Source organism: Celeribacter baekdonensis, assembly GCF_900102315.1.
GTDB classification, from domain to species: domain Bacteria; phylum Pseudomonadota; class Alphaproteobacteria; order Rhodobacterales; family Rhodobacteraceae; genus Celeribacter; species Celeribacter baekdonensis.
This window is the reverse complement of sequence record NZ_FNBL01000007.1, coordinates 150,554-174,387: the sequence shown is the minus strand read 5'-3', so window position 1 is coordinate 174,387 and position 23,834 is coordinate 150,554. Positions and strand designations below refer to the sequence as shown.

Sequence of the window (23,834 nt, the reverse complement as noted above, 5' to 3'; positions counted from 1 at the left end):
ATGGCACAAGCAAAAGGCAAGATCACGCAGGTGATTGGCGCCGTTGTGGACGTTCAGTTCGATGGCGACCTTCCCGCTATTCTGAACGCTCTTGAAACCGACAACAACGGCAACCGTCTGGTTCTCGAAGTTGCTCAGCACCTTGGTGAAAACTCTGTGCGCACCATCGCGATGGACGCCACCGAAGGTCTCGTGCGCGGTCAGGACGTGACCGACACCGGCGGTCCGATCACCGTTCCTGTGGGTCCGGCCACCTTGGGTCGCATCCTGAACGTCACCGGCGATCCGGTTGACGAAAAAGGCCCGGTCAACGCCACCGAATTCCGTCCGATCCACGCAGAAGCACCGGATTTCGACCAGCAGGCGACCGAAGCCGAAATCCTCGTCACCGGCATCAAAGTGATTGATCTTCTCGCCCCTTACTCCAAAGGCGGTAAAATTGGTCTCTTCGGTGGTGCGGGCGTTGGTAAAACGGTTCTCATCCAAGAGCTCATCAACAACATCGCCAAAGTGCACTCCGGTCTGTCCGTGTTTGCCGGCGTTGGCGAGCGGACCCGTGAAGGGAATGACCTTTACTACGAAATGATCGAATCCGGCGTTTTGACTCCTGACAACCTCACGGACTCCAAAATTGCTCTGGTTTACGGTCAGATGAACGAGCCTCCCGGAGCGCGTATGCGTATTGCTTTGACCGGTCTGACCTTGGCCGAGCAATTCCGTGACGCGACCGGCGCAGACGTTCTGTTCTTTGTGGACAACATCTTCCGCTTTACACAGGCTGGTTCCGAGGTGTCCGCACTTCTCGGTCGTATCCCGTCTGCTGTGGGCTACCAGCCGACATTGGCCACCGACATGGGCGCGATGCAGGAACGCATCACCTCCACCAAAAACGGCTCGATCACCTCGATCCAAGCTGTGTACGTTCCGGCCGATGACCTTACCGACCCGGCACCGGCAACTACCTTTGCTCACTTGGATGCAACCACGGTTCTTAACCGCGCGATCTCCGAACTTGGTATCTACCCGGCTGTTGATCCGCTCGACTCGACCTCGCGTCTCATGGACCCGCAGATCGTTGGCGAAGAGCACTATTTGGTGGCACGTGACGTTCAGAACATCCTTCAGCGCTACAAGTCGTTGCAGGACATCATCGCCATCCTCGGCATGGACGAATTGTCGGAAGAAGATAAGCTGACCGTGGCGCGCGCCCGTAAAATTCAGCGTTTCCTCTCTCAGCCGTTCGACGTGGCAAAAGTGTTCACCGGCTCTGATGGTGTGCAGGTTCCGCTCGAAGACACGATCTCTTCGTTCAAAGCTGTTGTTGCTGGCGAATACGATCACCTGCCGGAAGCTGCCTTCTACATGGTTGGTGGGATCGGTGACGTGCTCGCAAAAGCCGAAAAACTGGCCGCTGAAGCTGCTTAATCGTTCACCCTAAGCGTTTCGAGATACAGACCCTCTGGGATTGATCTCGAAACGCTCGCGACATCAATATCGGGCACAGGTTTTCCCCAGTATTGTGAGCGACATGCCGGGAAAACCATTTGAAGGAGGCCATTCATGGCTGCTAATGTCCAATTTGATCTCGTCTCTCCTGAGCGGAAATTGACCTCCGTTCTCGTGGAGCAGGTGCAGATTCCGGGGGCCGATGGTGACCTCACCGCGATGGCCGGTCATGAGCCGACCATCTTGTCGCTGCGTCCCGGTCTTTTGACCGCGACCGGTCCAGGTGTTGAGGAGCAATATGTCGTGACGGGGGGCTTTGCCGAGCTGTCCGCCGACACGATCTCTGTTTTGGCCGAACTGGCCCTGCCGCGGGGCGAAATGTCCCAAGAGGTCGTCACCGATCTTCTCAAGCAGGCCACCAAAGCCCACGAAGAAGCGCATCCCGACGAACATCACATGACCCAAAAATTCCTCGCTGATCTGGTTCATATCGCCGAGGATCTTGGGTTCCACACCAATCTCTGATTGGCTGTGACACAGGTTTGAAAAGCCCCGCAGTTCGCGCTGTGGGGCTTTTTCTATGCCTGATGTCAGGTGCGCGTCCGTTGAGTGCAACCAGAGTGCGCATTCGATTGACCTGGCTCGCCCTTTTCCGCTTCCCTTTTGGATACCTTTTAGGGCAATCTGAATCGGGGACAGAGATCAAAAGACCAAATGTTACGAATTGATAGTCATCAAATTGGAATAGAACAGGGTTCCATCCTGCTTTTTTCGGATTTTCAGGACGGCGGAGCGATGTGGACGGGCACAGGCCCGCGCGAGCTGCGGCGTGTCGTCGAATTTGACGAGGCGTTTAGTCAGAACCCCATGGTTCAGGTCAGCCTGTCGATGCTCGACATTGATCAAACCACCAACCACCGCGTTGATATAACAGCCGAAATGGTCTCCGAGGACGGGTTTGTGATTGTCTTCCGCACCTGGGGTGACACAAAGATTGCCCGCGTGCGCGCCGATTGGATGGCCATCGGCCCGGTGCGTCATGAGGATGACTGGAACCTCTATTGAGCCACGGCTGACATGAAAAAGGCGCGTGGAGGTCCCATCGCGCCTTTCGTTTGTCTCACTATCAGATCGTTAAATCCGAAACGCTTTAGGGGTGATAGACACCCTCATAAAGCGGCACCAGCGTCTTGTCTTCAAACAAGCTGGACACAGAGGTGCCGTTCCACGTGTTGATGATCGCCTGTGCAAACAGCGGCGCGGTCGGCACGATGCGGATGTTTTTACAGGCTTTCGCCGTATCCGAGGCCTCAATCGAGTCGGTGATGACCAGTGAAGAGAGTTTGGAATTGGTCACGCGCTCAACGGCTGGGCCGGAGAGAACGCCGTGGGAAATATAGGCATGCACCTCAGCGGCACCATGTTCCATCAATAGTTCCGCCGCTTTACACAGTGTCCCTGCGGTGTCGACAAGGTCGTCGACGATGATACATTTTTTGCCAGCGACATTGCCGATGACGGTCATTTCGGCCACTTCACCGGCCTTTTCGCGGCGTTTGTCGACGATGGACAGCGGCGCTTCGATGCGTTTCGCCAATTCGCGGGCGCGGGCCACACCACCAACGTCGGGGGACACGATCATGATGTCTTCCAGGCCCTCTTTGAAATTATGTTTGATGTCGAGGGCGAACACCGGCGAGGCGTAAAGGTTGTCCACCGGAATATCGAAAAAGCCCTGAATCTGGGTCGCGTGCAGATCCATCGTCAGCACCCGCTCAATCCCCGCTTCGACCAACATATTGGCGACAAGTTTGGCGGTGATCGGCGTGCGGGCTTTGGTGCGGCGGTCCTGACGGGCGTAGCCGAAATAGGGGATCACGGCGGTGATCCGACCCGCGCTGGAACGGCGCAGTGCGTCGGTGATGATCAGCAATTCCATCAGGTTGTCATTGGCCGGGTTCGACGTCGGCTGAACGATAAACATGTCCTCGCCGCGCACGTTTTCATAGACCTCGACGAAAATCTCGCCGTCATTGAACCGTTCCACACGCGCATCGCACAGGTCGATGGACATGCCCCGGTGCATCGACAAGCGCCGAGCGATGGCGTTGCCAAGCGTGCGGTTGGCATTTCCTGAAATGATTTTCGGTTCGTGTGTGGAGGGCATGAGCGCATTTCCCGAGGTGATTTGGCCAGATCTGTCACGGAATCGTAACGTGCCCACCGCTTACCACTCAGACCGCGCATCGTCTATGTCAGAGGTAAGGTGCGCTGTGCGATCTGTGTCTTTCTCGTCATTTTGCGGTGAAACCGGTTTCCCGTCATGCCCGCGCGCAGTAACGTCCTGTCAAAGCGCATCCACCGGGAGGGACCAAATGGCCCATATTGATTACTATTTTTCGCTCTTGTCGTCCTTCACCTATCTCGCGGGCGACCGGTTTGCCCAAATCGCGGCGGATCACGGCGCGACTGTCCGCTACAAACCGTTCGACATTCTCACCTTGTTTGACCGCACTGGCGCGCCACGTCCGGCGCAGCGCGCCGAGGGGCGCAAACTGTACCGGATGCAGGAACTTAAACGCTTTGCCGCCAAATTGGACAAGCCAATGAAGTTTGAGCCGGCATTCTGGCCGACCAACGTTGCGCCTGCCTCCTATGCGGTGCTCGCGGCGCAAGAGGCGGGGGGCGGTGATCTCGACGGATTGGTGCAGCGCCTGTTGACCGCGGTTTGGGAAGAGGACAAAAATATCGCGGATGACGCGGTGATCACTGAGGCGCTCGAGGCCTCTGGCTTTGATCCGATGTTGTCGATGACCGGAATGTTGAAGGGCGCAGAGGTCTATGCGCGCAACCTTGAGGATGCGCTTTTGACCGGGGTGTTTGGGTCGCCATTTTATATCGTGACCGACACGGATGAGCGGTTTTGGGGGCAGGATCGGTTGGACGATCTGGACGCCTATTTGGCGACGCTTTAGTCGGCAAACGCCGCCAAAAGCGCATCCACATCGGCCTCTGTCGTTGACCAGCTTGCAACAAAGCGCGCGAGCATCGGCTGATCCGGGTCGCCTGTCATAGGCTGTGGGCCCCAAAGGTTATAGACCGCGCCGCGCGCCTTTGCTTTGGCGTGTTGGGCACGGGGCAGGCGGGCAAACACCATATTGCCCGCTACCTCATAGGCCAAATCGCCGCCGATCTCGGTGATCCCGGCGGCCAATCGCGCGCCCATGGCATTGGCCTGGGTTGCCAGCTCCAGCCAAAGATCATCCTCCAGCCATGCGAGCAGTTGCGCCGAAACGTAGCGCGCTTTTGACAGGTTGTGCCCACCGCGCATCCGGTTGCTTTCAAAGGTATTTTTGAACGAGGGATCAAACAGGATCGCCGCCTCCGCCGCCATCGCGCCGGTTTTGGTCGCGCCCAAGGAGAGGCTTGCGAGTTCGCGGGTCATTTCCCATGGGGAGGCTTTCGAGGCCGCCAGCGCATTGGCAAACCGCGCGCCATCTAAGTGCAGCGGCAACTCCGCCGCATCTGCGATCGCGGCGATGTCCGCGGGGCTATAAAGCTCGCCAAATTCGGTCAGGTTGGTCACGGAGACGGCGGCAGGTGGGCTGGCGTGAATGTCATCTTTGTCGGTGTCAGCGAGAATTTCGATGCGCAAAGCCTCGGGCGCGAGGCGGCTGGCCGTGCCGGGCAAGGGTTTGAGTTTCGCCCCGCCGGAATAAAATGGCACAGAGTTGCGTTCATCCACCTCGATATGCGCGGTTTTGTGGCAATAGATGATGCCCCAAGGCGGGGTCATCGCCGCCAGGATTGCCGCATTGGTGCCGGTGCCCGAAGTCATCGGATAGACCAAAGCGTCCGGGGCCTGAAACAGGTCACGCAACCGCTCGGTCAATTCCGCCGTCCAGCGATCCGTGCCATAGGGGGCGGCGTAGCCGTCATTGGCTTTGGCCAGCGCTTCCATCAGTTTCGGATGCACGCCGGAGGTGTTGTCAGACCCAAAAAACATCAGCTCGGTTCCTCAATGATATAGTCTTCCCACTCGTCCTCATCGACCTCGAATTCCGGGACGGTGCGTCCGCGCACAGAGACGCCGGCAGCATGAACACTTTCGGGATCTCCGGTCAACAGCGGGTGCCAGTCGGGCAGCTCGCGCCCCTGCCACAACAGGCGATAGGCGCAGGTGACGGGCATCCAATAGGCGTGGGTTTCGATGGTCTCGGGGCTGAGTTGAATGCACTCAGGCACAAGGTTTTTACGGATCTGATATTGGGCGCATTGGCAGGACTGATCGTCCAAAAGGCGACAGGCGACACGGGTCAAAAACACCTCGCCTGTGTCCGCATCCTCGATCTTGTTGAGGCAACATTTGCCGCAGCCATCACACAGCGCTTCCCATTCCTCGGGCGTCATCTTTTTGAGCGGGACGGTTTCCCAGAACCGGGGGCGCGTGCTCATTCCAGAGCGCCAAGGATCTGACGCGCGCACTCGCAATCGGCATTCATCTGCGTGATCAAGGCGTTCAGGTCGGTGAACACCAATTCGGGCCGCAGGTACTCCACAAAGGCGACGGAGAGATGTTCGTCGTAAAGATTGCCTTCAAAATCAAACACGAAAGTCTCAAGGCACGGCAGGTTGGCACCAAAGGTCGGCTTGACGCCCAAGGAGGCGGCACCTTGGTAATTGCCTTTGTTCGGGCCGGTGAGGACATCGACCAGCACGGCGTAGACGCCAAATTTTGGCGCGTGCAGTCCGGCGATGGACATGTTGGCCGTCGGAAAGCCAAGGTCGCGACCGCGTTTGTCGCCATGGCCGACCATACCCTCGATGCGGTGCCAGTGGCCCAGCATATTGGCGGCATCTTGCGGGCGGCCTTCGGCTAAAGCCACGCGGATCGCCGAGGAGGACGACACACCACCATCGGTTTCCAAAAGCTCGGCCACGGTGACGCCAAACCCCATGTCCTCGCCAAACCGTTTGAGGTCCTCGACAGTGCCGGCCCGTTTGGTGCCAAAGCAAAAATCGGCCCCGACCACGACATGCGTCAGGCCAAGCCCGTCTTTGATCACGCTGCGGGCAAATTGGTCTGGGGTCATCGCCGCCATGTCGGCGTCAAACGGCAGTTGAAACAACTGCTCAACCCCCAGTTTCGCCAGCCGATTGGCTTTGGCCTCGGCATTCATCAGGCGAAAGGGCGGGGCACCAGGGGCGAAATATTCACGCGGATGGGGTTCAAAGGTGACAAGACCCAGCGGGCCATGTTGGCGCGCGAGGTCGATGACACGGCGGTGACCAAGGTGTACACCATCAAAATTGCCAATGGCGGCAGAACAGCCTTTGGCCTCGTCAGGAATGTCGGTCCAGTGCGTGTGAATCTGCATGGGGCTCCTCGCGGGGAGCCCCCCGCGTCAGTCGAATTTGCGGCTCGGCGCAAGCACCATAGCCTCGCCTTTCAAGACTACGGTATCGCCTACGGTACAGCGACATTCAAGAGCAACCCGGCGTTTTGCATGGATGATGTCGGTCACGGTCACTTCGGCCAACACAGTGTCGCCGGGGCGCACGGGGGCGAGGAATTTCAAAGTCTGGCCCATGTAGATGGTGCCATGGCCGGGCAATTGCTCGCCAATCACCGCCGAAATGAGACCCGCAGTCAACATGCCATGGGCGATGCGGCCTTCGAAAATCGTGTCGTTGGCATAGTCATCGTCGAAATGCACGGGGTTGCGGTCGGTCGAAATTTCACCAAACAGCTCGATGTCATGATCGGTGATGGTCTTGCGCAAAGAGCGTGTCATCCCAATCTCGATGTCCTCGATGCAGATGGTTCCGCGGGGCATATTGTCCAACATGATCTCCGAATCCTTCGCTGTGTTGCAGTGCAGCATAGACCTAAATCATAAGCGAAACAATATTGCGCGAAAGAAAAAAACTAAAATGTGATGTTGTGCGTAAATATATTTCTCACGACATGTCTCTTATTTGAGGCACTTTGGCAATGGCGCGGCATATCCGCCGTGCCATTGCCGTTTAACGCATCTCGCATTTGATCAGATACAAAGCATCCGCATCATCGAAGGCTTTAGCGTAGAAGGGAAATGGCCGCCGTCGGAGCCAGGTTTTGCTCGGAGAGCCACATTTTAAGTCGCGCTGGATCGGGGTTGACCGGATCGGGGCCGAATTCTTTCGCCGCCAAGCCGCCGGTGATGAACAACACGTCCAAGCCCTCACCAATGCCGCCCATCACGTCGGTGCCAATGCCATCGCCAATGCACAGAATGCGCGCGTCCTCGATGTCGGCGAGGCGCGACAGGCGACGCCGGGCCAGATCATAAATCGGCGGGTGCGGTTTGCCGAAATAGAGGCTCTCACCGCCCATCTCGGTATAAAGCGCGGCCAAAGCCCCGGCGCACCATTCCCGAACCTCGCCACGATCCACAACAATGTCAGGGTTGGCACAGAGCAGTTTCATGCCCTTTTGCTTGGCGTAGAGGAAGGTGCCGCGATACTCTTCGGGATCGGCCAGAGGGTCTTCTGGACCGGAGCAGACAATGCCCTCCGCGTCTTTCAGCGGCACTTCGGTGATCTCAAGCGCTTCTTCCATAATGATGTCCATCGGCTGCATGAAATCGTCTTTGAACATGTCGCCGATGTGGTGCACCTTTTGCCCCACCACGCCCAGATACATTGCCAAACGCGCCGAATCGCCAGAGGTGGCAATGGCGTCATAGGCGTCATCCGGCACACCAAATTCTTTGATTTGGGTCGCAACCGAGCGCCAAGGCCGCGGGGAGTTGGTCACCAACACCACCTTGCCGCCGGTTTTGCGATAGTCTTGCAGGGCGGCACAGGCCTCGGGGTAGGCGGTTACGCCGTTGTGGACACAGCCCCACAGATCGACGAACAGCGCGTCGTAATTGGTGGAAATTTCGGAGAGCGATTGGATCAGGCGGGTCATGGGGGCCTCTGAATTTAGGGTCGCCTTTGATATAGGCTATTTGGGCGAAAAGGGGAGGGGCGGCATCAAGCGCGACTGATCGGGACCCTCAGCATGTTAGACTCCAAAAGCTTTGGGGTAGATCAGCGCGGGAGTTTTCGTCTTTGCCGGGCCTGCGATCAAGGTGTGGTCCAGCGCGTAAGGAGTGGTGAAACCCTCCGGGATCGGGGCAAAGCCACAGCGCGTGTAAAACGCCGGATCGCCCAAAACGACCAAGCTGTTGCCGCTCATCTCCGCCCATTGCGAAATCATGCCAACAAGGCGCCGACCATGACCGTGACGTTGCATGTCGGGGCGGATGGCGACCGGGGCGAGGCAGAGCCAGCCTTTGGGCGAGATCATGGTCGAGAGCGCAGCATAGCCGACAAGTCCCTCGGAGGAGGGCAAGACCATTTCACCGGCAATCGCGCGGGTTTTGCGCAGATCCTCGACCAGTCTGGCCTCGTCTTTTTGACCAAAGGCAGCGGTCAAAAGGGCGGAGACCTCGTCTTCTTCGCCGCGTTTCAGTTCGCGCATGAAATCCGGGCGTGTCGCCATGAACGGCTCCTCAAACGAAAAAGGCCCGCCGGATTGGGCGGGCCTTTGGACTATAGCTTAGATTACAGCTTCAGGTTCGGAATGATCTGTTTTTTGCGGGACATGATGCCCGGCAACACAACGGAGTCGCCGGTGACCGTTGCGCCAAATGATTTCTCAGCCACGGTTTTGACCACATCGTTTTGCACAAACATTGTGGCTTCCTCATTGAGGATGTCGACCACGAACAACAACACATGATCTACGCCGTCTTCCTTGGCGACATCAATCATGGAGGCCAACAGGCTGGCCTTGCGGTCCAGCACGATTTTCGGCGCGGTGGTTTCCAACACGGAGACGCGGAATTTGGTGCCTTCGACGGCATATTCTTTCGAATCCATCCGCAACAATTCGGCGTCAGAAAAGGCGGAGACATCGGATTTGGCTTCGAACATTTCAGAGGCATATTGGCCCAGATTGATGTTCAACTCGGCGGCCAGTTTCACGGCCAGTTCTTTGTCCACATCCGTGGTGGTCGGGGAGCGGAATTCCAACGTGTCGGAGAGGATGCAAGACAGCATCGCGCCTTTGATATTGTCGGGCATTTTGGCGGCGTCATCGCCCATCAGGTCATACATGATGGTCGCGGTGCAGGCGAGCGGGCGGATGGTGATGTCGATCGGACCTTTGGTCTCAAGACCGCCCACAAGTTTGTGGTGGTCAATGATGGCGATGACATTGGCGTCGTTGATTGCGTCCGGCAATTCGGCCGGGTTGTTGGTGTCGACGATGACAACGTCTTGGCCTTCAGCAACTTCAGAAATGATCTCGGGCGTCTCGAACCCCCATTTCTCAACCACAAAAGCGGCTTCTGTGTTCGGCGCGCCCAAAAGCACGGGTTTGGCGTCAACGCCTTTCACTTCGTTGAGGTACCATGCCCAGATGAGCGGGGAACCGGTGGAATCTGTGTCAGGGGATTTGTGGCCGAAAACGAGCGTGGTCATATGTCTGTCCCATAGATAGCGTGAGGATATTGGTATTTCGCGGCCCTTATAGGCGGTGCAGCATGGCTTGTCACCTGTTGAGCGCGGGGCTGTTTCGGTGGGCCGCGTGCAGGGCATGTGGCGCTAAAACGCCCCCATATATCGGGGGGCGAGGCGAATGATATATTCTTCCTCATCGCGCGGTTCGACCCGCCAGCCCTCATAAATCAATTCCAGTCGGTTGTTTAAAAAACTGGCCGCATCGCCGGGAGCTGCTTGGAGGTCAAAGGGGCGATCCATCCCCGTCTCGATCAACGCGCGGACCTGATCGGCGCCGCGACCAAAACCACGGATGCCGCGCGGAATGCGTTCGTCCCTTGTCCGTGCGCGCCGTGTTGCGATGCGCGCGTCATGGGCCAGCGTGTCGTAATGCGATTGCCACAGCGCGCTGTCCAACAGTTTCAAATGCGCCAACATCAACGCGCTATCCACTTTGAATTTTGTGTGCTTGAGGGAATGGCCGCCGGGCATCATTTCGACCGGCGCTGTGATGATGCAGGGTTTACAAAACCGCGCGCGCAAAACGGCATAGGGTGCCTGTTCTGACAGAGGCTTGCTCCAATCCAGTCCCGCAAGATTGTTTTGGTCGCCATTCAGGGGCAGGACGTCATAGCCGACAGGGGCAAAATGGCCCTGATCCGCCAAAGACAGCAAATACTCCTTGCGGTCCGTGCCCACCTCAGGGTCCATGATGATCAGCTCATCGACGTCGTTGACCTGAACAACCTTGTAATATTCCAACAGGCCGGAGGCGTAGTTGGACAGGAACCGCCACCGGATCGCATCGAATTCCGCGTTGAATTCGCGCGGCAGGGTGATGTAATTTGTGCCCTCTGCGACGGCGGCTTGTGCCGGATCATTGCCGTGAGAAATGACAAACAGGTTTTCGCGGCCATAAGCGGCGGCGTTATGCTCGACCCATTTTTTGAGGAGTACGGGAGAATTCCATGCCATCGTGACTGCAGCAACTTTATTCGGTTTCACGTCAATCCCTTCTGTTCTCAAATGCGAGGCGATATCTTTATGAGCGCAGATATAGCAGAAGTTCCCAATGAGGAATTCGTTAGTTGCCGGAATGGGGCGTGAATTGGAGGGGATACCGTCATGACCCTGAAAGAAACCGATCTTTATTCGCCCGTCAAAGCCCATTTCGAAAGGCTTGGCTATGAGGTGAAAGCCGAGGTCAGGGGCGCCGATGTGATGGCGGTGAAACCAGATGAGGCCCCGGTGATCATCGAGTTGAAAACCGGGTTTTCGCTGATTCTGTTGCAACAGGGCATAGCCCGTCAGGCGTTGACCGATCAGGTCTACCTTGCCGTGCCACGGTGGAAGGGCAAGGCGGGTTGGCGGATGTTCAAGGGGAACCTTGGGCTGTGCAAACGCTTGGGGCTTGGGGTGATTTCGGTGAATGTTGCGGAGGGTACGGTGCAAGTGCATCACGATCCCCGGCCCTTTGTACCGCGTAAGAACAAGGTCAAGTCTGCCAAACTGGTCAAAGAATTTGCGACCCGCGAGGGCGATCCGAATCTTGGGGGCACCCCGGCAGGTGGGCGGGTGACGAGTTATCGCCAAAACGCCGTACGCTGTCGGGCGCATCTTTTGGAACATGGGCCGAGCAAAGGTCATGTGGTGGCAAAAGCCACAGGGGTGGTTCAGGCCACTCGGATCATGGCCGACAATCACTATGGCTGGTTTGTGCGTGCCTCTCTCGGCGTTTATACGCTCACAGATGCGGGCTTGAATGCGGAAATACCTTTGAAATCCTAGAGTTTCTTGCAAAATTGCACCTTGGGGGCACCAATGGTTTCGCAATGGTTTTGCCAAGGGCCCCCAAGCAATTTGAGCGCAGGCTTTGGCATAAATTTTTCAAATCACGACTGTTGACAGCTCTCCTTGTCCTCCCTAACTATGCAGCGTTGTCACTCACAGGCAGTGAGTGCTAACGCAAGATTTACGCCCACCCAAAGAGGTGGTGCTGACAACTGAAACTTTGAGCAAGGGAGCCTCGAAGATGGCATTTAAACCGCTGCATGACCGCGTTGTAGTTCGTCGCGTTGAAGGCGATGACAAAACCAAGGGCGGCCTGATCATCCCCGATAGCGCAAAAGAAAAACCGGCCGAAGGCGAAATCGTCTCCGTTGGTGAAGGCGCACGTAAAGACAGTGGCGAATTGATCGCGCCCTCCGTCAAAGCAGGTGACATCGTTCTGTTCGGCAAATGGTCCGGCACCGAAATCACCGTTGAGGGCGAAGAACTGCTCATCATGAAAGAGTCGGACATTCTCGGCATCATCGCCTGAGATCGTCCCCCTTTTCCTTTCACCTGAATTCAGGAGCTTACCATGGCTAAAGAAGTCAAATTCGACGTCGATGCACGCAACCGCATGCTGCGCGGCGTGAACATCCTCGCAGATGCTGTTAAAGTGACCCTCGGCCCGAAAGGCCGCAACGTTGTCATCGAAAAATCCTTCGGGTCCCCGCGTATCACCAAAGACGGTGTGTCGGTTGCCAAAGAGATTGATCTCGAAGACAAGTTCGAAAACATGGGCGCGCAGATGGTCAAAGAAGTGGCCTCGCGTACCAATGACGAAGCTGGCGACGGCACCACCACCGCCACCGTTCTCGCTCAGGCGATCATCAAAGAAGGCCTCAAGCAGGTTGCTGCTGGTCTGAACCCGATGGACCTGAAGCGCGGTATCGACCTTGCGACCCTCAAAGTCGTTCAGGCGATCAAAGACGCGGCACGCCCCGTCAACGACACCGCCGAAGTGGCTCAGGTTGGCACCATCTCCGCCAACGGCGAAGCTGAAATCGGTCGTCAAATCGCCGATGCGATGCAGAAAGTCGGCAACGACGGCGTGATCACCGTCGAAGAGAACAAAGGCATGGAAACCGAGACCACCGTGGTCGAAGGCATGCAGTTCGACCGTGGCTACCTGTCCCCGTATTTTGTCACCAACCCGGACAAAATGATCGCAGAACTCGAAGATTGCATCGTGCTCTTGCACGAGAAAAAACTCTCTTCGCTGCAGCCGATGGTGCCGCTCTTGGAGCAGGTCATCCAGTCGCAAAAACCGCTCCTCATCATCGCTGAAGATGTGGAAGGCGAAGCGCTTGCGACCCTCGTGGTCAACAAACTGCGCGGCGGTTTGAAAATCGCGGCTGTCAAAGCACCGGGTTTCGGCGATCGCCGCAAAGCCATGTTGCAAGACATCGCGATCCTCACCGGCGGTCAGGTGATCTCCGAAGATCTCGGCATGAAACTCGAAAATGTCACCATGGACATGCTCGGTTCCGCCAAGAAAATCACCATCACCAAAGATGAAACCACCATCATCGACGGCGCAGGTGCCAAGGCTGAGATCGAAGCACGCGTGGCTCAGATCCGCACCCAGATCGAAGAAACCACCTCTGACTACGATCGCGAAAAACTCCAGGAGCGTGTTGCGAAACTCGCCGGTGGTGTGGCCGTGATCCGCGTTGGCGGCATGACCGAAGTTGAAGTCAAAGAGCGCAAAGACCGTGTGGACGATGCTCTCAACGCAACCCGCGCCGCTGTCCAGGAAGGCATCGTCGTTGGCGGTGGTGTGGCTCTGGTTCAGGCTGGTAAAGTGCTCGAAGGTCTGACAGGCGAAAACTCTGATCAGAACGCCGGTATCGCCATCGTGCGCCGTGCGCTCGAAGCTCCGCTGCGTCAGATTGCCGAAAACGCTGGCGTCGATGGCGCTGTTGTGGCTGGCAAAGTGCGCGAATCCACCGACCTTACCTTTGGCTTCAATGCTCAAACCGAAGAATATGGCGACATGTTCGCGTTTGGTGTGATCGACCCGGCCAAAGTGACCCGCACCGCTCTGGAAGATGCGTCTTCCATCGCTGGTTTGCTGATCACCACCGAAGCCATGATCGCCGACAAGCCGTCGAAAGACGGCGGCAATGGCGGCATGCCCGACATGGGTGGCATGGGCGGTATGGGCGGCATGATGTAAGGGATTTCCACTCGGAAATCGCTTGGCATCAGCCCAATCGCTAAATCATTTAAGGGTCGCTTTCGGGCGGCCCTTATCTTTTGATCTGGGTGGTTCTTGGGCGAGTGCCAAAGATGTGGGGTGCGTTAAGTGCGGCAGGGCTGAAAAAACTTTTGGAATGCCATATGTCGCGCCCTGCCTGCCCAGAAAAACAACATATTCGCCTCAGTCCTATGATTTTACAAAGATAAGCCAGTTGCCGCTTGCATGCCCCATGCTCGCCCTGCAAAGTTTTAACAGCCCTTTTTAGAGATATAGACATGTTCTTGCGCCCCCTGACCACTGACGATGATCTGCCGCTGTCCATTTTGCTGGATGGCACATTTGGTGGTCCGGAGATGTACCGATTTGCTCTGGCTCTGCGTCAGGAAGAGGCGGTAGCCATGGAACGCGTGGCGGTCGAAGATGGGCGGATCATCGGTTATATTTGTTGTGCGCGCATGATCGTGCCGCAAGATTGGTGGGCGCTGTCGATTTTGGCGGTTTCTCCCAACCGACACAAACGTGGGATGGGGCGTGAATTGGTGACGCGTGGCATGAACCATGCCAAGCGCGAAGGCGCCAAAGCTGTGGTCGTTGTCGGTGATCCGGCCTATTTCCACCGGGTTGGGTTTTCAACGCTGGCGGCATCGCGTTTGGAGACGCCTTTTGCCTCCGAATACACCTCGCTCTATCCGATTGCGCCGGGCACCGGGATGCAATCTGAGCGCTTGATCTACCCCAAGGCCTACACGCGTCTCAATGAGAACCTTGTCACCTAAAGCGGTTTAGCTCGCTGGCCCCAAAACCGTATTCACATGGCCCATTTTACGGCCCGGTTTCGCATCCGCTTTGCCATAAAGATGGATCGCCATGGTGGCGTTCTTGGCAAACTCGGGGATGCGATCCACATCGTCGCCGATGAGGTTGAGCATCTCCACATTGGAGTGGCGCGCGCCATCCCCCAAAGGCCAGCCGACAACAGCACGAATGTGTTGTTCGAACTGATCAATCACACAGCCGTTTTGGGTCCAGTGGCCCGAATTGTGCACGCGCGGCGCGACTTCATTGACCACAAGCCCTTGCGGTGTGACAAAGAGTTCGACCCCCATGACACCGACATAATCCAGCGCATTCAATATTTTAGCGGCCAAAAGAACGGCATCGGTGCGCTGGGCGGGGGAGAGGCGCGCGGGCACGGTGGTGGTGTGCAAAATGCCGTTGATGTGGACGTTTTCACCCGGATCGAAACAGGAAATATCCCCCGCCTGACCGCGTGCGGCAATCACCGACACCTCATGGGTGAAGCTGACAAAGCCTTCCAAAACCGCCGCAGCGCCCGCCATATCGGCCAGCGCTTGTGGGGCATCGTCGGGCGACATGATCCGAGCCTGACCTTTGCCGTCATAGCCAAAGCGGCGGGTTTTCAAGATGGCATGGGTGCCAATTTCGGCCATGGCTTCGGCCAAATCGACAGCGTCATCGACGGCGGCAAAGGGGGCAACCGTCAGGCCCAGACCCGACAAAAACGCCTTTTCCGCCAAGCGGTCTTGCGACACGGCCAAGGCTTTGCGGTTTGGACGGATCGGCACGATGGATTCGATCAGATCAAGCGCAGACGTCGGCACGTTTTCGAACTCATAGGTCACCACATCGACGGAGTGCGCGAATGTTTTCAACGCCTCGACGTCGTCATAGCCAGCCTGGACATGAGCGTTGGCGACATGGGCCGCAGGGCAATCGCCGCCGGGTTCAAACACGCAGGTTTTGAACCCCAGACGGGAGGCCGCGACCGACAACATGCGGCCCAGTTGACCACCGCCAAGAATGCCGATGGTTGCGCCAGAGGGAAGAGGGGTCACATCAGTCATCGGCGGGTTCATCCGGGATGGAGGCAGAGAGGGCTTCGCGCCACGCATCCAGGCGTGCGGCCAGATCGGCATCGGTGATCGCCAAAATGCCAGCCGCCATCAGGCCGGCATTGGCTGCGCCCGCTTCACCAATTGCCATGGTGGCAACCGGGAAACCCTTGGGCATTTGCACGATGGAATAGAGGCTATCAACGCCGGACAAGGCGCGGGTTTGCACCGGCACGCCGACCACGGGGATGCGGGTTTTCGACGCCATCATGCCGGGCAAATGTGCGGCCCCGCCGGCCCCTGCGATGATCACTTTGAGACCCCGCCCCGCGGCCTCTTTGCCATAGCTCCAAAGCCGGTCCGGCGTGCGGTGGGCGGAGACGATTTTTGCCTCATAAGAGATGCCCAATTCGTCCAGAATTTCCGCTGCGCGTTTCATGGTCGGCCAATCGGATTGGCTGCCCATAATGATGCCGACGTCGACGCTCATATGATTGATCCCTCAGAAGATAGGTTCGCGATGTGTTGCACTCGCCCGCCTTATAACGCGCAGCCGATTTTACGCAACGGGACGTTTGGAAAAGCCGCTTTAAAGCGTTCCGCCATAAACCTGTCTCACGGGTTTATGGCGGAACGCCCACACCATTGATATGTCTGGCAGCGTCACGCCTTTCCCTGTCTCAGGTGAAAGGCGTGACGCTTTAGGCGATGATATCCGGAGTGATTTCATCTTCGATGACCGCGATCCGGTCCTTGAGCGACAGCTTTTGCTTTTTCATTCGCTGAAGCCGCAGGGCATCCAAATGGCCGGTTTGCTGCATCGCTTCAATGGCGACATCAAGATCACGATGTTCGCGTTTGAGCACTTCAAGTTTGACCCGAAGCACGTCGTTATGATCCATTCGGTTGGACACGTTCATCGCGTTGTCTCTATCTGTTTTTCTGGTCTGTTGTCGCCGCCAATATTGCGGGCGCGCGGTCTGTTTCAACTCTACTCCTAAACTTTCAAAACTCAAAGCACTCTGCTGGCCTCTCTTGAAGCCCGCGTTGCAACTCCCATATCTTAACCAAAGGGCTGCCGCTTTTGGGGTTCTTGATGGAACACAGTCGCTTCTGGGAGAGGACGTGTAATGACGAAAGTAAGTTTTGGTGCCCATCCGTTTCTGTTGGGATTCGACCAATTGGAACGTTTGGTGGAACGCACCGCAAAATCGGACGCGGGGGCTTACCCGCCTTATAATATCGAGCAATCCTCCGATCACACCTATCGGATCACCCTTGCCGTGGCTGGGTTTTCGGATGCGGACCTGTCGATCACTTTGGAGGACCGGCAGTTGGTTGTGCGCGGACGCCAAGCCGAGGATGCGGAGGCGCGGGTTTTCCTACATCGCGGCATCGCGGGCCGTCAGTTTCAGCGTGCTTTCGTGTTGGCCGATGGGGTCGAAGTCACCGGTGCGTCAACGGAAAACGGGCTATTGCACATAGATCTCAATCGCGCTGTGGCCGAAAGCGTTGTTCAAACCATTCAAATACGGAAGGGATAAGCCCATGAATGCTTCATACCCACATGTCCCGGCGGCAGGCGTCGGATCAGAGGAAAAAATTGTCTATGTACGTCCCGTTGCCGTGTCTGATTTGCCCAAAGAGGTGCAAAGTCAGGCCGAGGGCCTCGACCATATCTATTCGGTGAATGACGCTGACGGCACGCGGCTTGCGCTTGTTGCCAATCTTCCTTTGGCTTTCGCTTTGGCGCGTGAACATGACTACGCGCCGGTGAATGTGCACTAAAGCGTTTTGCTTTTGATCTGATTAAGATCAGGAGCAAAGCGCCCGCAACATCGAAGGCTTTAAAGACCCGTATCCTGCGCCAAACCGGGTAAACTCAAGGTATAGCCCCCTAAAAAGGCCAAATCAGTATTTGCGCTTGGGGGGCTTTCATCCCTATCTCTAGGTCAGGCACCACCGAGCCGGCACGCTCGGTCTTTCCCCAACTGACCTGAGAGTGAGCGTCATATGAAAACCTCCCAATCTTATTCCCTGCTGCAAAAGCTGTTGCACTGGGCCGTCGTTTTGACCTTTGCCTTTAACTATATCGTCTCTGATGGCATGGGGCGCGCGCTTGATGCGTTTTTGAAGACGGGGGTGAATGACACTCTCACCGCCAAATTCCATGTGATCGTTGGTGTTGTCACGCTTGCCTTGATGACCCTGCGCGTCCTTGTTCGTCTGATCCAAGGCGCGCCTGCGATGCCGCCTGCGCCGCACCCTTTGATGGAAAAAGCCGCGCAACTCGTGCATGTCGGTCTGTATGCGACCATGATCCTGACGCCAATGGCGGGGGCGTCTGCTTGGTTCCTTGGGGTCAAGATTGCGGGCGACGCCCATGAGGTTTTGGTCAACCTGACCGTCTTGCTCATCCTCGTTCACGTCGTGGCGGCGCTCTATCATCAGTTTATTTTGAAAGACAATCTGCTCAAACGGATGTCACTGCGCTGAGATCTCTCGCGCTGATTGCGCAAAAAAGCCCCGATCCTAAGGACCGGGGCTTTTTGATGACAAAGGTGTTGGGTCGTTATTGAGCGGCAATCAGACCCATGGCTTCGAGTTTCAAAATCACCTGATGCGCACAGTTGTCGACATCGGCGCCAACCGTATCCACGCGCAGTTCGGGTTTTTCCGGGACATCGTAAGGATCGGAAATCCCGGTGAATTCTTTGATCTTGCCTTCGCGTGCCAGTTTGTAGAGTCCCTTGCGATCACGTTTTTCACATTCTTCGATCGTGGTCGCGACATGGACTTCGACAAAGGCGCCAAAGGCTTCGACATCTTCGCGCACGGCGCGGCGGGTCGTTGCATAAGGTGCGATCGGCGCACAGATGGCGATACCGCCGTTTTTGGTGATCTCAGAGGCAACATAGCCGATGCGGCGGATGTTCAGGTCACGGTGCTCTTTCGAGAAACCCAGTTCGGAGGACAGGTTTTTACGCACGATGTCGCCATCGAGAAGCGTGACCGGGCGACCGCCCATTTCCATCAGTTTAACCATCAAAGCGTTGGCGATGGTGGATTTTCCAGAGCCAGAGAAACCGGTGAAGAACACGGTGAACCCCTGTTTGGAGCGCGGCGGTTTGGTGCGGCGCAGCTCTTTCACAACTTCCGGGAAAGAGAACCATTCCGGGATCTCAAGACCTTCGGCCAAGCGACGACGCAGTTCGGTGCCGGAGATGTTCAGGATGGTGATTTTATCCTTGTCTTCGATCTCGTCGATGGCTTCGTACTGAGCGCGCTCCTGGACCCAAACCATGTGTTTGAAGTCGACCATTTCGATGCCCATTTCCTCTTGATGCTCGCGGAACAGGTCCTGCGCCTCATAGGGGCCATAGAAATCTTCGCCTTTGGAATTGTTGCCGGGGCCTGCGTGGTCGCGACCGACGATGAAATGGGTACAGCCGTAGTTGGCGCGGATCAGGCCGTGCCACACAGCTTCGCGTGGACCCGCCATACGCATGGCCAGCGGCAAAAGAGACATCGCAGTGGTCGAGGCCGGGTATTTGTCCAAAACTGCCTCATAGCAGCGCACACGGGTAAAGTGGTCGACGTCGCCCGGTTTGGTCATGCCAACGACCGGATGAATCAAAAGGTTGGCCTGGGCTTCTTTCGCGGCGCGGAAGGTCAGTTCCTGGTGCGCGCGGTGCAACGGGTTGCGGGTTTGGAAGGCCACAACTTTGCGCCAGCCCATTTTGCGGAAATAGGCGCGCAGTTCGTTCGGCGTGTCGCGACGGCCACGAAAATCGTAATGCACCGGCTGTTGAATGCCGGTGATCGGACCGCCGAGGTACACTTTGCCGGCGGTGTTATGAAGATAATTCACGGCCGGGTGGGCGTCATCATCCGCACCAAAGACACTCGCGGCCTCTTTCGCTTTGTTCGGCACCCAATTGTCGGTGACCGTCATCGTTGCAAGAATCACGCCCTCTTGGTCGCGCAGCGCGATGTCTTGGCCGTCTTCGAGTGCTTCTGCGAAGGCTTCGGACACATCCAGTGTGATCGGCATCGGCCAAAGTGTTCCGTCCGCCAGGCGCAGGTTGTCCACGACACCGTCATAATCGGCCTCGCTCAGAAACCCTTTGAGCGGGTTAAACCCACCGTTCATCAGCAACTCAAGGTCGCAAATCTGGCGCGGGGTCAAGTCCCAGCTTACGAGATTGGCGGCCTCAACTTTCAGCTTTTGTGCGCTCTCATAAGAGACGTAAAGCTCAGGGATCGGTGCAAGGTTTTGGGACATACGGAAGGCCTTTTTTGGCTGGACAGTTCGACAATGTACAATAATCGACTCTGGTCGGGTCAATCTCGTCCGATTAGCCTGAGCTCGGCATGAAAATCAACATGCTGCAGGTGCAGAAAGATGAAATGAGGCCCAAAGGCCTCATTCTTTGGTCTATTCCGACCAATTTTCCGACAAATGTTGATCTTGAGAGATCAATATCCCGGTCTCATCATTTTCATAGGCACCGCATACTGCCCGCCAGAGACCGGGGCACCCGTGGGGGCGACTCAGTTTCGGGCGGGTAGTATGCGGCGTGCCGGATCTTACTCTTGGGCCGCAAGCCAATGTTCGGCGTCAAGGGCGGCCATACAGCCCATGCCTGCGCTCGTCACCGCTTGGCGATATTTGTGGTCGGTCAAATCACCCGCCGCAAACACACCGGGGATTGAGGTTTCGGTCGATCCCGGTTTCACCTTCACATAGCCGCCGTTGTGCAGTTCCAATTTACCTTTGACCAACTCCGTCGCGGGGGCGTGCCCAATGGCGACAAACACGCCTTTGGCCGGAATTTCGGTGATCTCGCCGGTTTTGACATTGCGCGCGCGCACGCCGTTGACGCCTTTGAGCGGGGCTTCGTCGCCAAAGACTTCAACCAATTCGTGATCCCAGAGCGGATGAATTTTCTCATTCTTCATCAACCGATCAATCAGGATTTTTTCCGCCCGCAAGCTGTCGCGGCGATGGATCAGTGTCACTTTCGAGGCGAAATTGGTCAAAAACAGCGCTTCTTCGACGGCCGTATTGCCGCCGCCGATCACAACGATCTCCATGCCGCGGTAAAAGAACCCGTCACAGGTGGCGCAGGCCGAGACGCCAAAGCCTTTGAACGCGTCTTCTGAGGCGAGCCCGAGCCATTTTGCCCGCGCACCCGTTGCCAAAATCACCGCATCCGCCGTGTAGATCGTGCCGCTGTCGCTTTTGGCCACGAAAGGACGTACATCCGTGTCGAGTTCGGTGATCAGGTCGGAAATGATCTCCGTGCCCATGGCTTTCGCGTGCTCTTGCATCTTGACCATCAACTCGGGGCCTTGAATTTCGCTTTCGCCCGGCCAGTTTTCGACCTCGGTCGTGGTGGTCAATTGCCCGCCCGGCTCCATTCCCTGCACAAGGATCGGAGACAACATTGCGCGGGAGGCATAAACGCCCGCCGTGTAACCCGCCGGACCTGACCCGATGATCAGAACTTTGGTGTGTTTCGTGTCCGCCATTTTGGGGCCTCTTTCTTGGTATCTGTCGTGTTGGCTCCGATATAGGCATGACTGCGGTGTAGCGCAAACCCCGTTGGCTGTTCCTTTCTGCGCGGATGGGCGTTCAAAACGGCGCAGCGGATGCGAGAGAACGCGGCTTTAACCCCGCATTTGCGGCTGATACTGGAGATTTTAGCCGAAAACTTGGGCGTGTGCTGTGATCTTGATCGCCGTTGTGGCGAAATCCTCTTGAAATGATCTTGCTGAAATGAGAAAGAAAGTTGCGCGTGGAGCCGCCTGCGCACATGTTTCGAAAAACATGCCCGATTTGGCCAAGAAGACCGGAGAAAAACATGCCCCCTCACAAGCTCGACGACATCGACCGCAAAATCCTTGCTGAACTACAGGCTGACGGTCGGATGACCAACGTTGAGTTGGCCAAACGTGTGGGGATTTCCGCGCCGCCCTGCCTGCGCCGGGTGCGCACATTGGAAGAGAGCGGCTACATCAAAGGCTATCACGCCGTCGTCGACGCGCGGGCGCTGAATTTTGAGGTTCAGGTGTTTGCCATGGTCGGTCTGCAAAGTCAGGCCGAGGTGGACCTGTCGAAATTTGAGGCAAAATGCCGCGAATGGCCCTTGGTCCGTGAATGTCACATGTTGAACGGCGAGGTGGATTTTATCCTCAAATGCGTGGCACCTGATCTGTCGACCTTTCAAAGCTTTCTCACCGGAGAGTTGTTGTCGACCGAGAATGTCGCCAGCGTCAAAACCTCCTTGGTGATCCGCTGTGCCAAGGATGAGCCGGGCGTGCCCTTTGAAGTGCTCGAAGCCCGTTTGGCGCAAAACGCCTAAAGCCGCTATTGGGTGGGAGACGCAGAAAACGGCCCGTGCCATTTGGCCGGGCCGTTTCTGTGATCGCCACCTGGAGGGACTGGGATCAGTGAACGTGGATTTTTGCCGGGATCAGGCGTTGTCTAACATGATCAAATCGGTTGGAGACAGGCGCGGATAGGACATCGCCCCAAAGGCCCCCAGCCCGTCCAAATGCGGAAACAGCGCCATGAACTGTGCCCGCAACGCGTTTGGCAATTGGCCGGACGCCGTGGTGCCCGGATGGTAGCTTTCAAGAGCGACGCCGTTCACGCGGATCAACCGATGTTGGCTTAGGCCAATATGGTAGCTGCGTACGGAGGACATTGGCGTCACTTCGATCACTGAAACGCCATCTACCAGACTGGGCACAGGTGCGAGCGCTTGGGCCGTGCCAAGATAGGATTTGAGCGCATGGGCACGGTACAAATAGCGTGCGCCTGCCCCCAGTATCAAATCCGGTGCGGGGCGGCCAAGACCAAAGGTATCGGCGGTGATCCGGTACAGGCGTTCAGGTTTTGCGTCCTGCGCGCGTGTGCCACCTGTGTCGATCTGCATCGAACCGATCCAATCCACCGTCTGCACATCGCCTTCGACGGTCTCGACCTGATCGCCGGGCAACAGATCCTCGATCGCGACGAGACCCATGGTCGTTGGGATCAGCGCGCCACGGGCGAAGGCATTAAAGGCGGCTTCAAAGACGGGCAGGGCCGGAGCCGACAACGCTGCATCGCGAATGTCGCCGTTTGCGGCCAGCCATTGAATGTCATAGCTGCGCCGCATGACGACGGGCTGATCGGCGGGGCGTTCATAGGGACGGGCGCGGCGCACGGTCCACGCGGGTTGAACGGATCTGTCATGATGAGAGAGGCCCAAGTCGGCAACGGTGTTGGATTGGCGCACCGATGGGAGCGCACCTCTTAGGGGCTGCGACATACGTCACCTCGTCACTGTGTCGGCCCCCACCGGAACAGTGTGTCAACGATCACCCGGTTTTGAGGGGATTGTCAAAAATTTTATCTAATTATGGTTAACGGCGGACCCAGTCCGCTGGTCCGCCGTTTCATTGTTTCTCAAATCTGATGCAATCCTGCGGTGACCCTACCCGCCGCGCCCCTGTCCGAAGGAAAAGGCGGCGAATCGCTTTAGGCCGAAGCGACGAGTTTCATCGGGCGTACGCCGGTCTTTTTGGCAATGAACGCATCGCGGCGCAGGCCGCGGGTCCAGGGCATTTGCACGTCGGTCTTTTTGGCTTCGGCGATCATTGATTTCATCCAGCGGCGGTTTTTCATCTCTGCTCTCACTTTATGTCATCGGGGCGCTCGGCCCGGTTTTCGGTTTTGTTGCTGCCAATATGCAGGGAGGCTTCGGCAAAAATGCGGCGTGTGGGGCAGAAAATTTGGCGAGAGGAGTGGAGGAGAATGTTGAGGGTGCGCAGAGCCGAGATGTCGCGTTAACCATAAGAAATATCACGTTAATCTTTTGTGTTTGGAAACAATAATTGCGAGTTCGATGGATTGTTTCGGGTGGAAATGAGGCACTACTGCGCCGCATTCGTGCCACAATGCCCCCGGTTCTCACGCACCA

At 56.9% G+C, this 23,834-nt stretch carries 28 protein-coding genes; 12 read left to right on the top strand and 16 right to left on the bottom strand.

Annotation, left to right across the window (positions count from 1 at the left end; translation table 11 throughout):
- The 3 genes from atpD (at position 1) to BLT54_RS13290 (ending at position 2,511) form a co-directional block, all read left to right on the top strand.
- Positions 1–1,425, top strand: a complete 1,425-nt coding sequence (atpD, locus tag BLT54_RS13300; protein ID WP_074645779.1) for a F0F1 ATP synthase subunit beta — start codon at positions 1–3, stop codon at positions 1,423–1,425.
- A gap of 135 nt (positions 1,426–1,560) precedes the next feature.
- Positions 1,561–1,971, top strand: a complete 411-nt coding sequence (locus BLT54_RS13295; RefSeq protein ID WP_074645778.1) for a F0F1 ATP synthase subunit epsilon — start codon at positions 1,561–1,563, stop codon at positions 1,969–1,971.
- Between the two features lie 270 nt (positions 1,972–2,241).
- Positions 2,242–2,511 carry an H-type lectin domain-containing protein gene (locus BLT54_RS13290; protein ID WP_342707855.1) on the top strand — a complete coding sequence of 90 codons (270 nt, stop codon included), beginning with the start codon at positions 2,242–2,244 and terminating at the stop codon, positions 2,509–2,511.
- 85 nt (positions 2,512–2,596) lie between these two features.
- Here BLT54_RS13290 and BLT54_RS13285 read toward each other — a convergent pair whose 3' ends face one another.
- Positions 2,597–3,613: a ribose-phosphate pyrophosphokinase gene (locus tag BLT54_RS13285; protein ID WP_074645776.1), complete on the bottom strand. Its 1,017-nt coding sequence runs from the start codon at positions 3,611–3,613 to the stop codon at positions 2,597–2,599.
- Between the two features lie 208 nt (positions 3,614–3,821).
- Between BLT54_RS13285 and BLT54_RS13280 the strand changes: the two genes are divergently transcribed.
- A complete protein-coding gene (locus BLT54_RS13280) occupies positions 3,822–4,421 on the top strand; it encodes a 2-hydroxychromene-2-carboxylate isomerase (protein WP_074645775.1) in 600 nt (199 codons plus the stop codon).
- Here BLT54_RS13280 and BLT54_RS13275 read toward each other — a convergent pair.
- The 8 genes from BLT54_RS13275 to BLT54_RS13240 form a co-directional block, all read right to left on the bottom strand.
- Positions 4,418–5,452, bottom strand: a complete 1,035-nt coding sequence (locus tag BLT54_RS13275) for a threonine aldolase family protein (protein WP_074645774.1) — start codon at positions 5,450–5,452, stop codon at positions 4,418–4,420. The two genes, BLT54_RS13280 and BLT54_RS13275, sit on opposite strands and share 4 nt — an antisense overlap.
- Positions 5,452–5,901, bottom strand: coding sequence for a YcgN family cysteine cluster protein (locus BLT54_RS13270; protein ID WP_074645773.1), 450 nt, complete (start codon positions 5,899–5,901; stop codon positions 5,452–5,454). The genes BLT54_RS13275 and BLT54_RS13270 overlap by 1 nt, the downstream gene beginning before the upstream one ends.
- On the bottom strand, positions 5,898–6,824 hold the full coding sequence (locus BLT54_RS13265) for a bifunctional riboflavin kinase/FAD synthetase (RefSeq protein ID WP_074645771.1): 927 nt from the start codon (positions 6,822–6,824) through the stop codon (positions 5,898–5,900). The genes BLT54_RS13270 and BLT54_RS13265 overlap by 4 nt, the downstream gene beginning before the upstream one ends.
- A gap of 27 nt (positions 6,825–6,851) precedes the next feature.
- Entirely contained in the window at positions 6,852–7,295 is a 444-nt protein-coding gene (locus BLT54_RS13260) for a MaoC family dehydratase (RefSeq protein ID WP_074645770.1), read from the bottom strand.
- Positions 7,296–7,525: 230 nt separating this feature from the next.
- Positions 7,526–8,401: a TIGR01459 family HAD-type hydrolase gene (locus BLT54_RS13255; RefSeq protein WP_074645768.1), complete on the bottom strand. Its 876-nt coding sequence runs from the start codon at positions 8,399–8,401 to the stop codon at positions 7,526–7,528.
- A 96-nt stretch (positions 8,402–8,497) separates the two neighbouring features.
- On the bottom strand, positions 8,498–8,977 hold the full coding sequence (locus BLT54_RS13250) for a GNAT family N-acetyltransferase (RefSeq protein WP_074645766.1): 480 nt from the start codon (positions 8,975–8,977) through the stop codon (positions 8,498–8,500).
- 62 nt (positions 8,978–9,039) lie between these two features.
- Positions 9,040–9,960, bottom strand: a complete 921-nt coding sequence (locus tag BLT54_RS13245) for a manganese-dependent inorganic pyrophosphatase (RefSeq protein ID WP_074645764.1) — start codon at positions 9,958–9,960, stop codon at positions 9,040–9,042.
- Positions 9,961–10,083: 123 nt separating this feature from the next.
- Positions 10,084–10,983: a hypothetical protein gene (locus BLT54_RS13240; RefSeq protein WP_074645762.1), complete on the bottom strand. Its 900-nt coding sequence runs from the start codon at positions 10,981–10,983 to the stop codon at positions 10,084–10,086.
- Between the two features lie 120 nt (positions 10,984–11,103).
- Between BLT54_RS13240 and BLT54_RS13235 the strand changes: the two genes are divergently transcribed.
- The 4 genes from BLT54_RS13235 to BLT54_RS13220 all read left to right on the top strand — a co-directional run bounded on the left by BLT54_RS13235 (position 11,104) and on the right by BLT54_RS13220 (position 14,784).
- Positions 11,104–11,766, top strand: a complete 663-nt coding sequence (locus BLT54_RS13235) for a DUF2161 domain-containing phosphodiesterase (protein WP_074645760.1) — start codon at positions 11,104–11,106, stop codon at positions 11,764–11,766.
- A 244-nt stretch (positions 11,767–12,010) separates the two neighbouring features.
- Positions 12,011–12,298: a co-chaperone GroES gene (locus BLT54_RS13230; RefSeq protein ID WP_074645758.1), complete on the top strand. Its 288-nt coding sequence runs from the start codon at positions 12,011–12,013 to the stop codon at positions 12,296–12,298.
- 42 nt (positions 12,299–12,340) lie between these two features.
- The gene (gene groL, locus BLT54_RS13225) at positions 12,341–13,984 is read left to right on the top strand and encodes a chaperonin GroEL (RefSeq protein ID WP_074645756.1); all 1,644 of its coding nucleotides are present in this window, start codon (positions 12,341–12,343) and stop codon (positions 13,982–13,984) included.
- A 299-nt stretch (positions 13,985–14,283) separates the two neighbouring features.
- A complete protein-coding gene (locus BLT54_RS13220) occupies positions 14,284–14,784 on the top strand; it encodes a GNAT family N-acetyltransferase (protein ID WP_074645754.1) in 501 nt (166 codons plus the stop codon).
- Between the two features lie 6 nt (positions 14,785–14,790).
- On the opposite strand, the gene BLT54_RS13215 is transcribed toward BLT54_RS13220, so the two are convergent.
- The 3 genes from BLT54_RS13215 to BLT54_RS13205 all read right to left on the bottom strand — a co-directional run bounded on the left by BLT54_RS13215 (position 14,791) and on the right by BLT54_RS13205 (position 16,781).
- The gene (locus tag BLT54_RS13215) at positions 14,791–15,873 is read right to left on the bottom strand and encodes a 5-(carboxyamino)imidazole ribonucleotide synthase (protein WP_074645752.1); all 1,083 of its coding nucleotides are present in this window, start codon (positions 15,871–15,873) and stop codon (positions 14,791–14,793) included.
- On the bottom strand, positions 15,866–16,351 hold the full coding sequence (purE, locus tag BLT54_RS13210; protein ID WP_074645751.1) for a 5-(carboxyamino)imidazole ribonucleotide mutase: 486 nt from the start codon (positions 16,349–16,351) through the stop codon (positions 15,866–15,868). The genes BLT54_RS13215 and purE overlap by 8 nt, the downstream gene beginning before the upstream one ends.
- Before the next feature lie 211 nt (positions 16,352–16,562).
- Entirely contained in the window at positions 16,563–16,781 is a 219-nt protein-coding gene (locus tag BLT54_RS13205; RefSeq protein WP_074645749.1) for a YdcH family protein, read from the bottom strand.
- Positions 16,782–16,991: 210 nt separating this feature from the next.
- Between BLT54_RS13205 and BLT54_RS13200 the strand changes: the two genes are divergently transcribed.
- The 3 genes from BLT54_RS13200 to BLT54_RS13190 all read left to right on the top strand — a co-directional run bounded on the left by BLT54_RS13200 (position 16,992) and on the right by BLT54_RS13190 (position 18,357).
- A complete protein-coding gene (locus tag BLT54_RS13200) occupies positions 16,992–17,405 on the top strand; it encodes an Hsp20 family protein (RefSeq protein WP_074645747.1) in 414 nt (137 codons plus the stop codon).
- 4 nt (positions 17,406–17,409) lie between these two features.
- Positions 17,410–17,649, top strand: coding sequence for a DUF1150 family protein (locus tag BLT54_RS13195; RefSeq protein WP_074645745.1), 240 nt, complete (start codon positions 17,410–17,412; stop codon positions 17,647–17,649).
- A gap of 225 nt (positions 17,650–17,874) precedes the next feature.
- On the top strand, positions 17,875–18,357 hold the full coding sequence (locus BLT54_RS13190) for a cytochrome b (protein ID WP_074645743.1): 483 nt from the start codon (positions 17,875–17,877) through the stop codon (positions 18,355–18,357).
- 76 nt (positions 18,358–18,433) lie between these two features.
- On the opposite strand, the gene BLT54_RS13185 is transcribed toward BLT54_RS13190, so the two are convergent.
- Positions 18,434–20,146, bottom strand: a complete 1,713-nt coding sequence (locus tag BLT54_RS13185; RefSeq protein WP_074645741.1) for a bifunctional sulfate adenylyltransferase/adenylylsulfate kinase — start codon at positions 20,144–20,146, stop codon at positions 18,434–18,436.
- A gap of 305 nt (positions 20,147–20,451) precedes the next feature.
- Complete coding sequence (gene trxB / locus BLT54_RS13180) at positions 20,452–21,396, bottom strand: thioredoxin-disulfide reductase (RefSeq protein ID WP_074645740.1); 945 nt, start codon at positions 21,394–21,396, stop codon at positions 20,452–20,454.
- A 332-nt stretch (positions 21,397–21,728) separates the two neighbouring features.
- On the opposite strand from trxB, the gene BLT54_RS13175 reads away from it, so the two are divergent.
- Positions 21,729–22,229, top strand: coding sequence for an Lrp/AsnC family transcriptional regulator (locus BLT54_RS13175; RefSeq protein ID WP_009573000.1), 501 nt, complete (start codon positions 21,729–21,731; stop codon positions 22,227–22,229).
- Positions 22,230–22,340: 111 nt separating this feature from the next.
- Here the strand turns inward: BLT54_RS13175 and BLT54_RS13170 are convergent, their stop codons facing one another.
- Positions 22,341–23,183, bottom strand: a complete 843-nt coding sequence (locus tag BLT54_RS13170; RefSeq protein WP_083351817.1) for a Hint domain-containing protein — start codon at positions 23,181–23,183, stop codon at positions 22,341–22,343.
- Positions 23,184–23,392: 209 nt separating this feature from the next.
- Positions 23,393–23,539 carry a hypothetical protein gene (locus BLT54_RS22570; protein ID WP_176832885.1) on the bottom strand — a complete coding sequence of 49 codons (147 nt, stop codon included), beginning with the start codon at positions 23,537–23,539 and terminating at the stop codon, positions 23,393–23,395.
- Between the last annotated feature and the right edge of the window lie 295 nt (positions 23,540–23,834).

Excerpts from the sequence above, each read along its gene's own strand:
- atpD (WP_074645779.1), top strand. The coding sequence starts at position 1 with ATGGCACAAGCAAAAGGCAAGATCACGCAGGTGATTGGCGCCGTTGTG.
- BLT54_RS13295 (WP_074645778.1), top strand. The coding sequence starts at position 1,561 with ATGGCTGCTAATGTCCAATTTGATCTCGTCTCTCCTGAGCGGAAATTG.
- BLT54_RS13290 (WP_342707855.1), top strand. The coding sequence starts at position 2,242 with ATGTGGACGGGCACAGGCCCGCGCGAGCTGCGGCGTGTCGTCGAATTT.
- BLT54_RS13285 (WP_074645776.1), bottom strand. The coding sequence starts at position 3,613 with ATGCCCTCCACACACGAACCGAAAATCATTTCAGGAAATGCCAACCGC.
- BLT54_RS13280 (WP_074645775.1), top strand. The coding sequence starts at position 3,822 with ATGGCCCATATTGATTACTATTTTTCGCTCTTGTCGTCCTTCACCTAT.
- BLT54_RS13275 (WP_074645774.1), bottom strand. The coding sequence starts at position 5,452 with ATGTTTTTTGGGTCTGACAACACCTCCGGCGTGCATCCGAAACTGATG.
- BLT54_RS13270 (WP_074645773.1), bottom strand. The coding sequence starts at position 5,901 with ATGAGCACGCGCCCCCGGTTCTGGGAAACCGTCCCGCTCAAAAAGATG.
- BLT54_RS13265 (WP_074645771.1), bottom strand. The coding sequence starts at position 6,824 with ATGCAGATTCACACGCACTGGACCGACATTCCTGACGAGGCCAAAGGC.
- BLT54_RS13260 (WP_074645770.1), bottom strand. The coding sequence starts at position 7,295 with ATGTTGGACAATATGCCCCGCGGAACCATCTGCATCGAGGACATCGAG.
- BLT54_RS13255 (WP_074645768.1), bottom strand. The coding sequence starts at position 8,401 with ATGACCCGCCTGATCCAATCGCTCTCCGAAATTTCCACCAATTACGAC.
- BLT54_RS13250 (WP_074645766.1), bottom strand. The coding sequence starts at position 8,977 with ATGGCGACACGCCCGGATTTCATGCGCGAACTGAAACGCGGCGAAGAA.
- BLT54_RS13245 (WP_074645764.1), bottom strand. The coding sequence starts at position 9,960 with ATGACCACGCTCGTTTTCGGCCACAAATCCCCTGACACAGATTCCACC.
- BLT54_RS13235 (WP_074645760.1), top strand. The coding sequence starts at position 11,104 with ATGACCCTGAAAGAAACCGATCTTTATTCGCCCGTCAAAGCCCATTTC.
- BLT54_RS13230 (WP_074645758.1), top strand. The coding sequence starts at position 12,011 with ATGGCATTTAAACCGCTGCATGACCGCGTTGTAGTTCGTCGCGTTGAA.
- groL (WP_074645756.1), top strand. The coding sequence starts at position 12,341 with ATGGCTAAAGAAGTCAAATTCGACGTCGATGCACGCAACCGCATGCTG.
- BLT54_RS13220 (WP_074645754.1), top strand. The coding sequence starts at position 14,284 with ATGTTCTTGCGCCCCCTGACCACTGACGATGATCTGCCGCTGTCCATT.
- BLT54_RS13215 (WP_074645752.1), bottom strand. The coding sequence starts at position 15,873 with ATGACTGATGTGACCCCTCTTCCCTCTGGCGCAACCATCGGCATTCTT.
- purE (WP_074645751.1), bottom strand. The coding sequence starts at position 16,351 with ATGAGCGTCGACGTCGGCATCATTATGGGCAGCCAATCCGATTGGCCG.
- BLT54_RS13205 (WP_074645749.1), bottom strand. The coding sequence starts at position 16,781 with ATGAACGTGTCCAACCGAATGGATCATAACGACGTGCTTCGGGTCAAA.
- BLT54_RS13200 (WP_074645747.1), top strand. The coding sequence starts at position 16,992 with ATGACGAAAGTAAGTTTTGGTGCCCATCCGTTTCTGTTGGGATTCGAC.
- BLT54_RS13195 (WP_074645745.1), top strand. The coding sequence starts at position 17,410 with ATGAATGCTTCATACCCACATGTCCCGGCGGCAGGCGTCGGATCAGAG.
- BLT54_RS13190 (WP_074645743.1), top strand. The coding sequence starts at position 17,875 with ATGAAAACCTCCCAATCTTATTCCCTGCTGCAAAAGCTGTTGCACTGG.
- BLT54_RS13185 (WP_074645741.1), bottom strand. The coding sequence starts at position 20,146 with ATGTCCCAAAACCTTGCACCGATCCCTGAGCTTTACGTCTCTTATGAG.
- trxB (WP_074645740.1), bottom strand. The coding sequence starts at position 21,396 with ATGGCGGACACGAAACACACCAAAGTTCTGATCATCGGGTCAGGTCCG.
- BLT54_RS13175 (WP_009573000.1), top strand. The coding sequence starts at position 21,729 with ATGCCCCCTCACAAGCTCGACGACATCGACCGCAAAATCCTTGCTGAA.
- BLT54_RS13170 (WP_083351817.1), bottom strand. The coding sequence starts at position 23,183 with ATGTCGCAGCCCCTAAGAGGTGCGCTCCCATCGGTGCGCCAATCCAAC.
- BLT54_RS22570 (WP_176832885.1), bottom strand. The coding sequence starts at position 23,539 with ATGAAAAACCGCCGCTGGATGAAATCAATGATCGCCGAAGCCAAAAAG.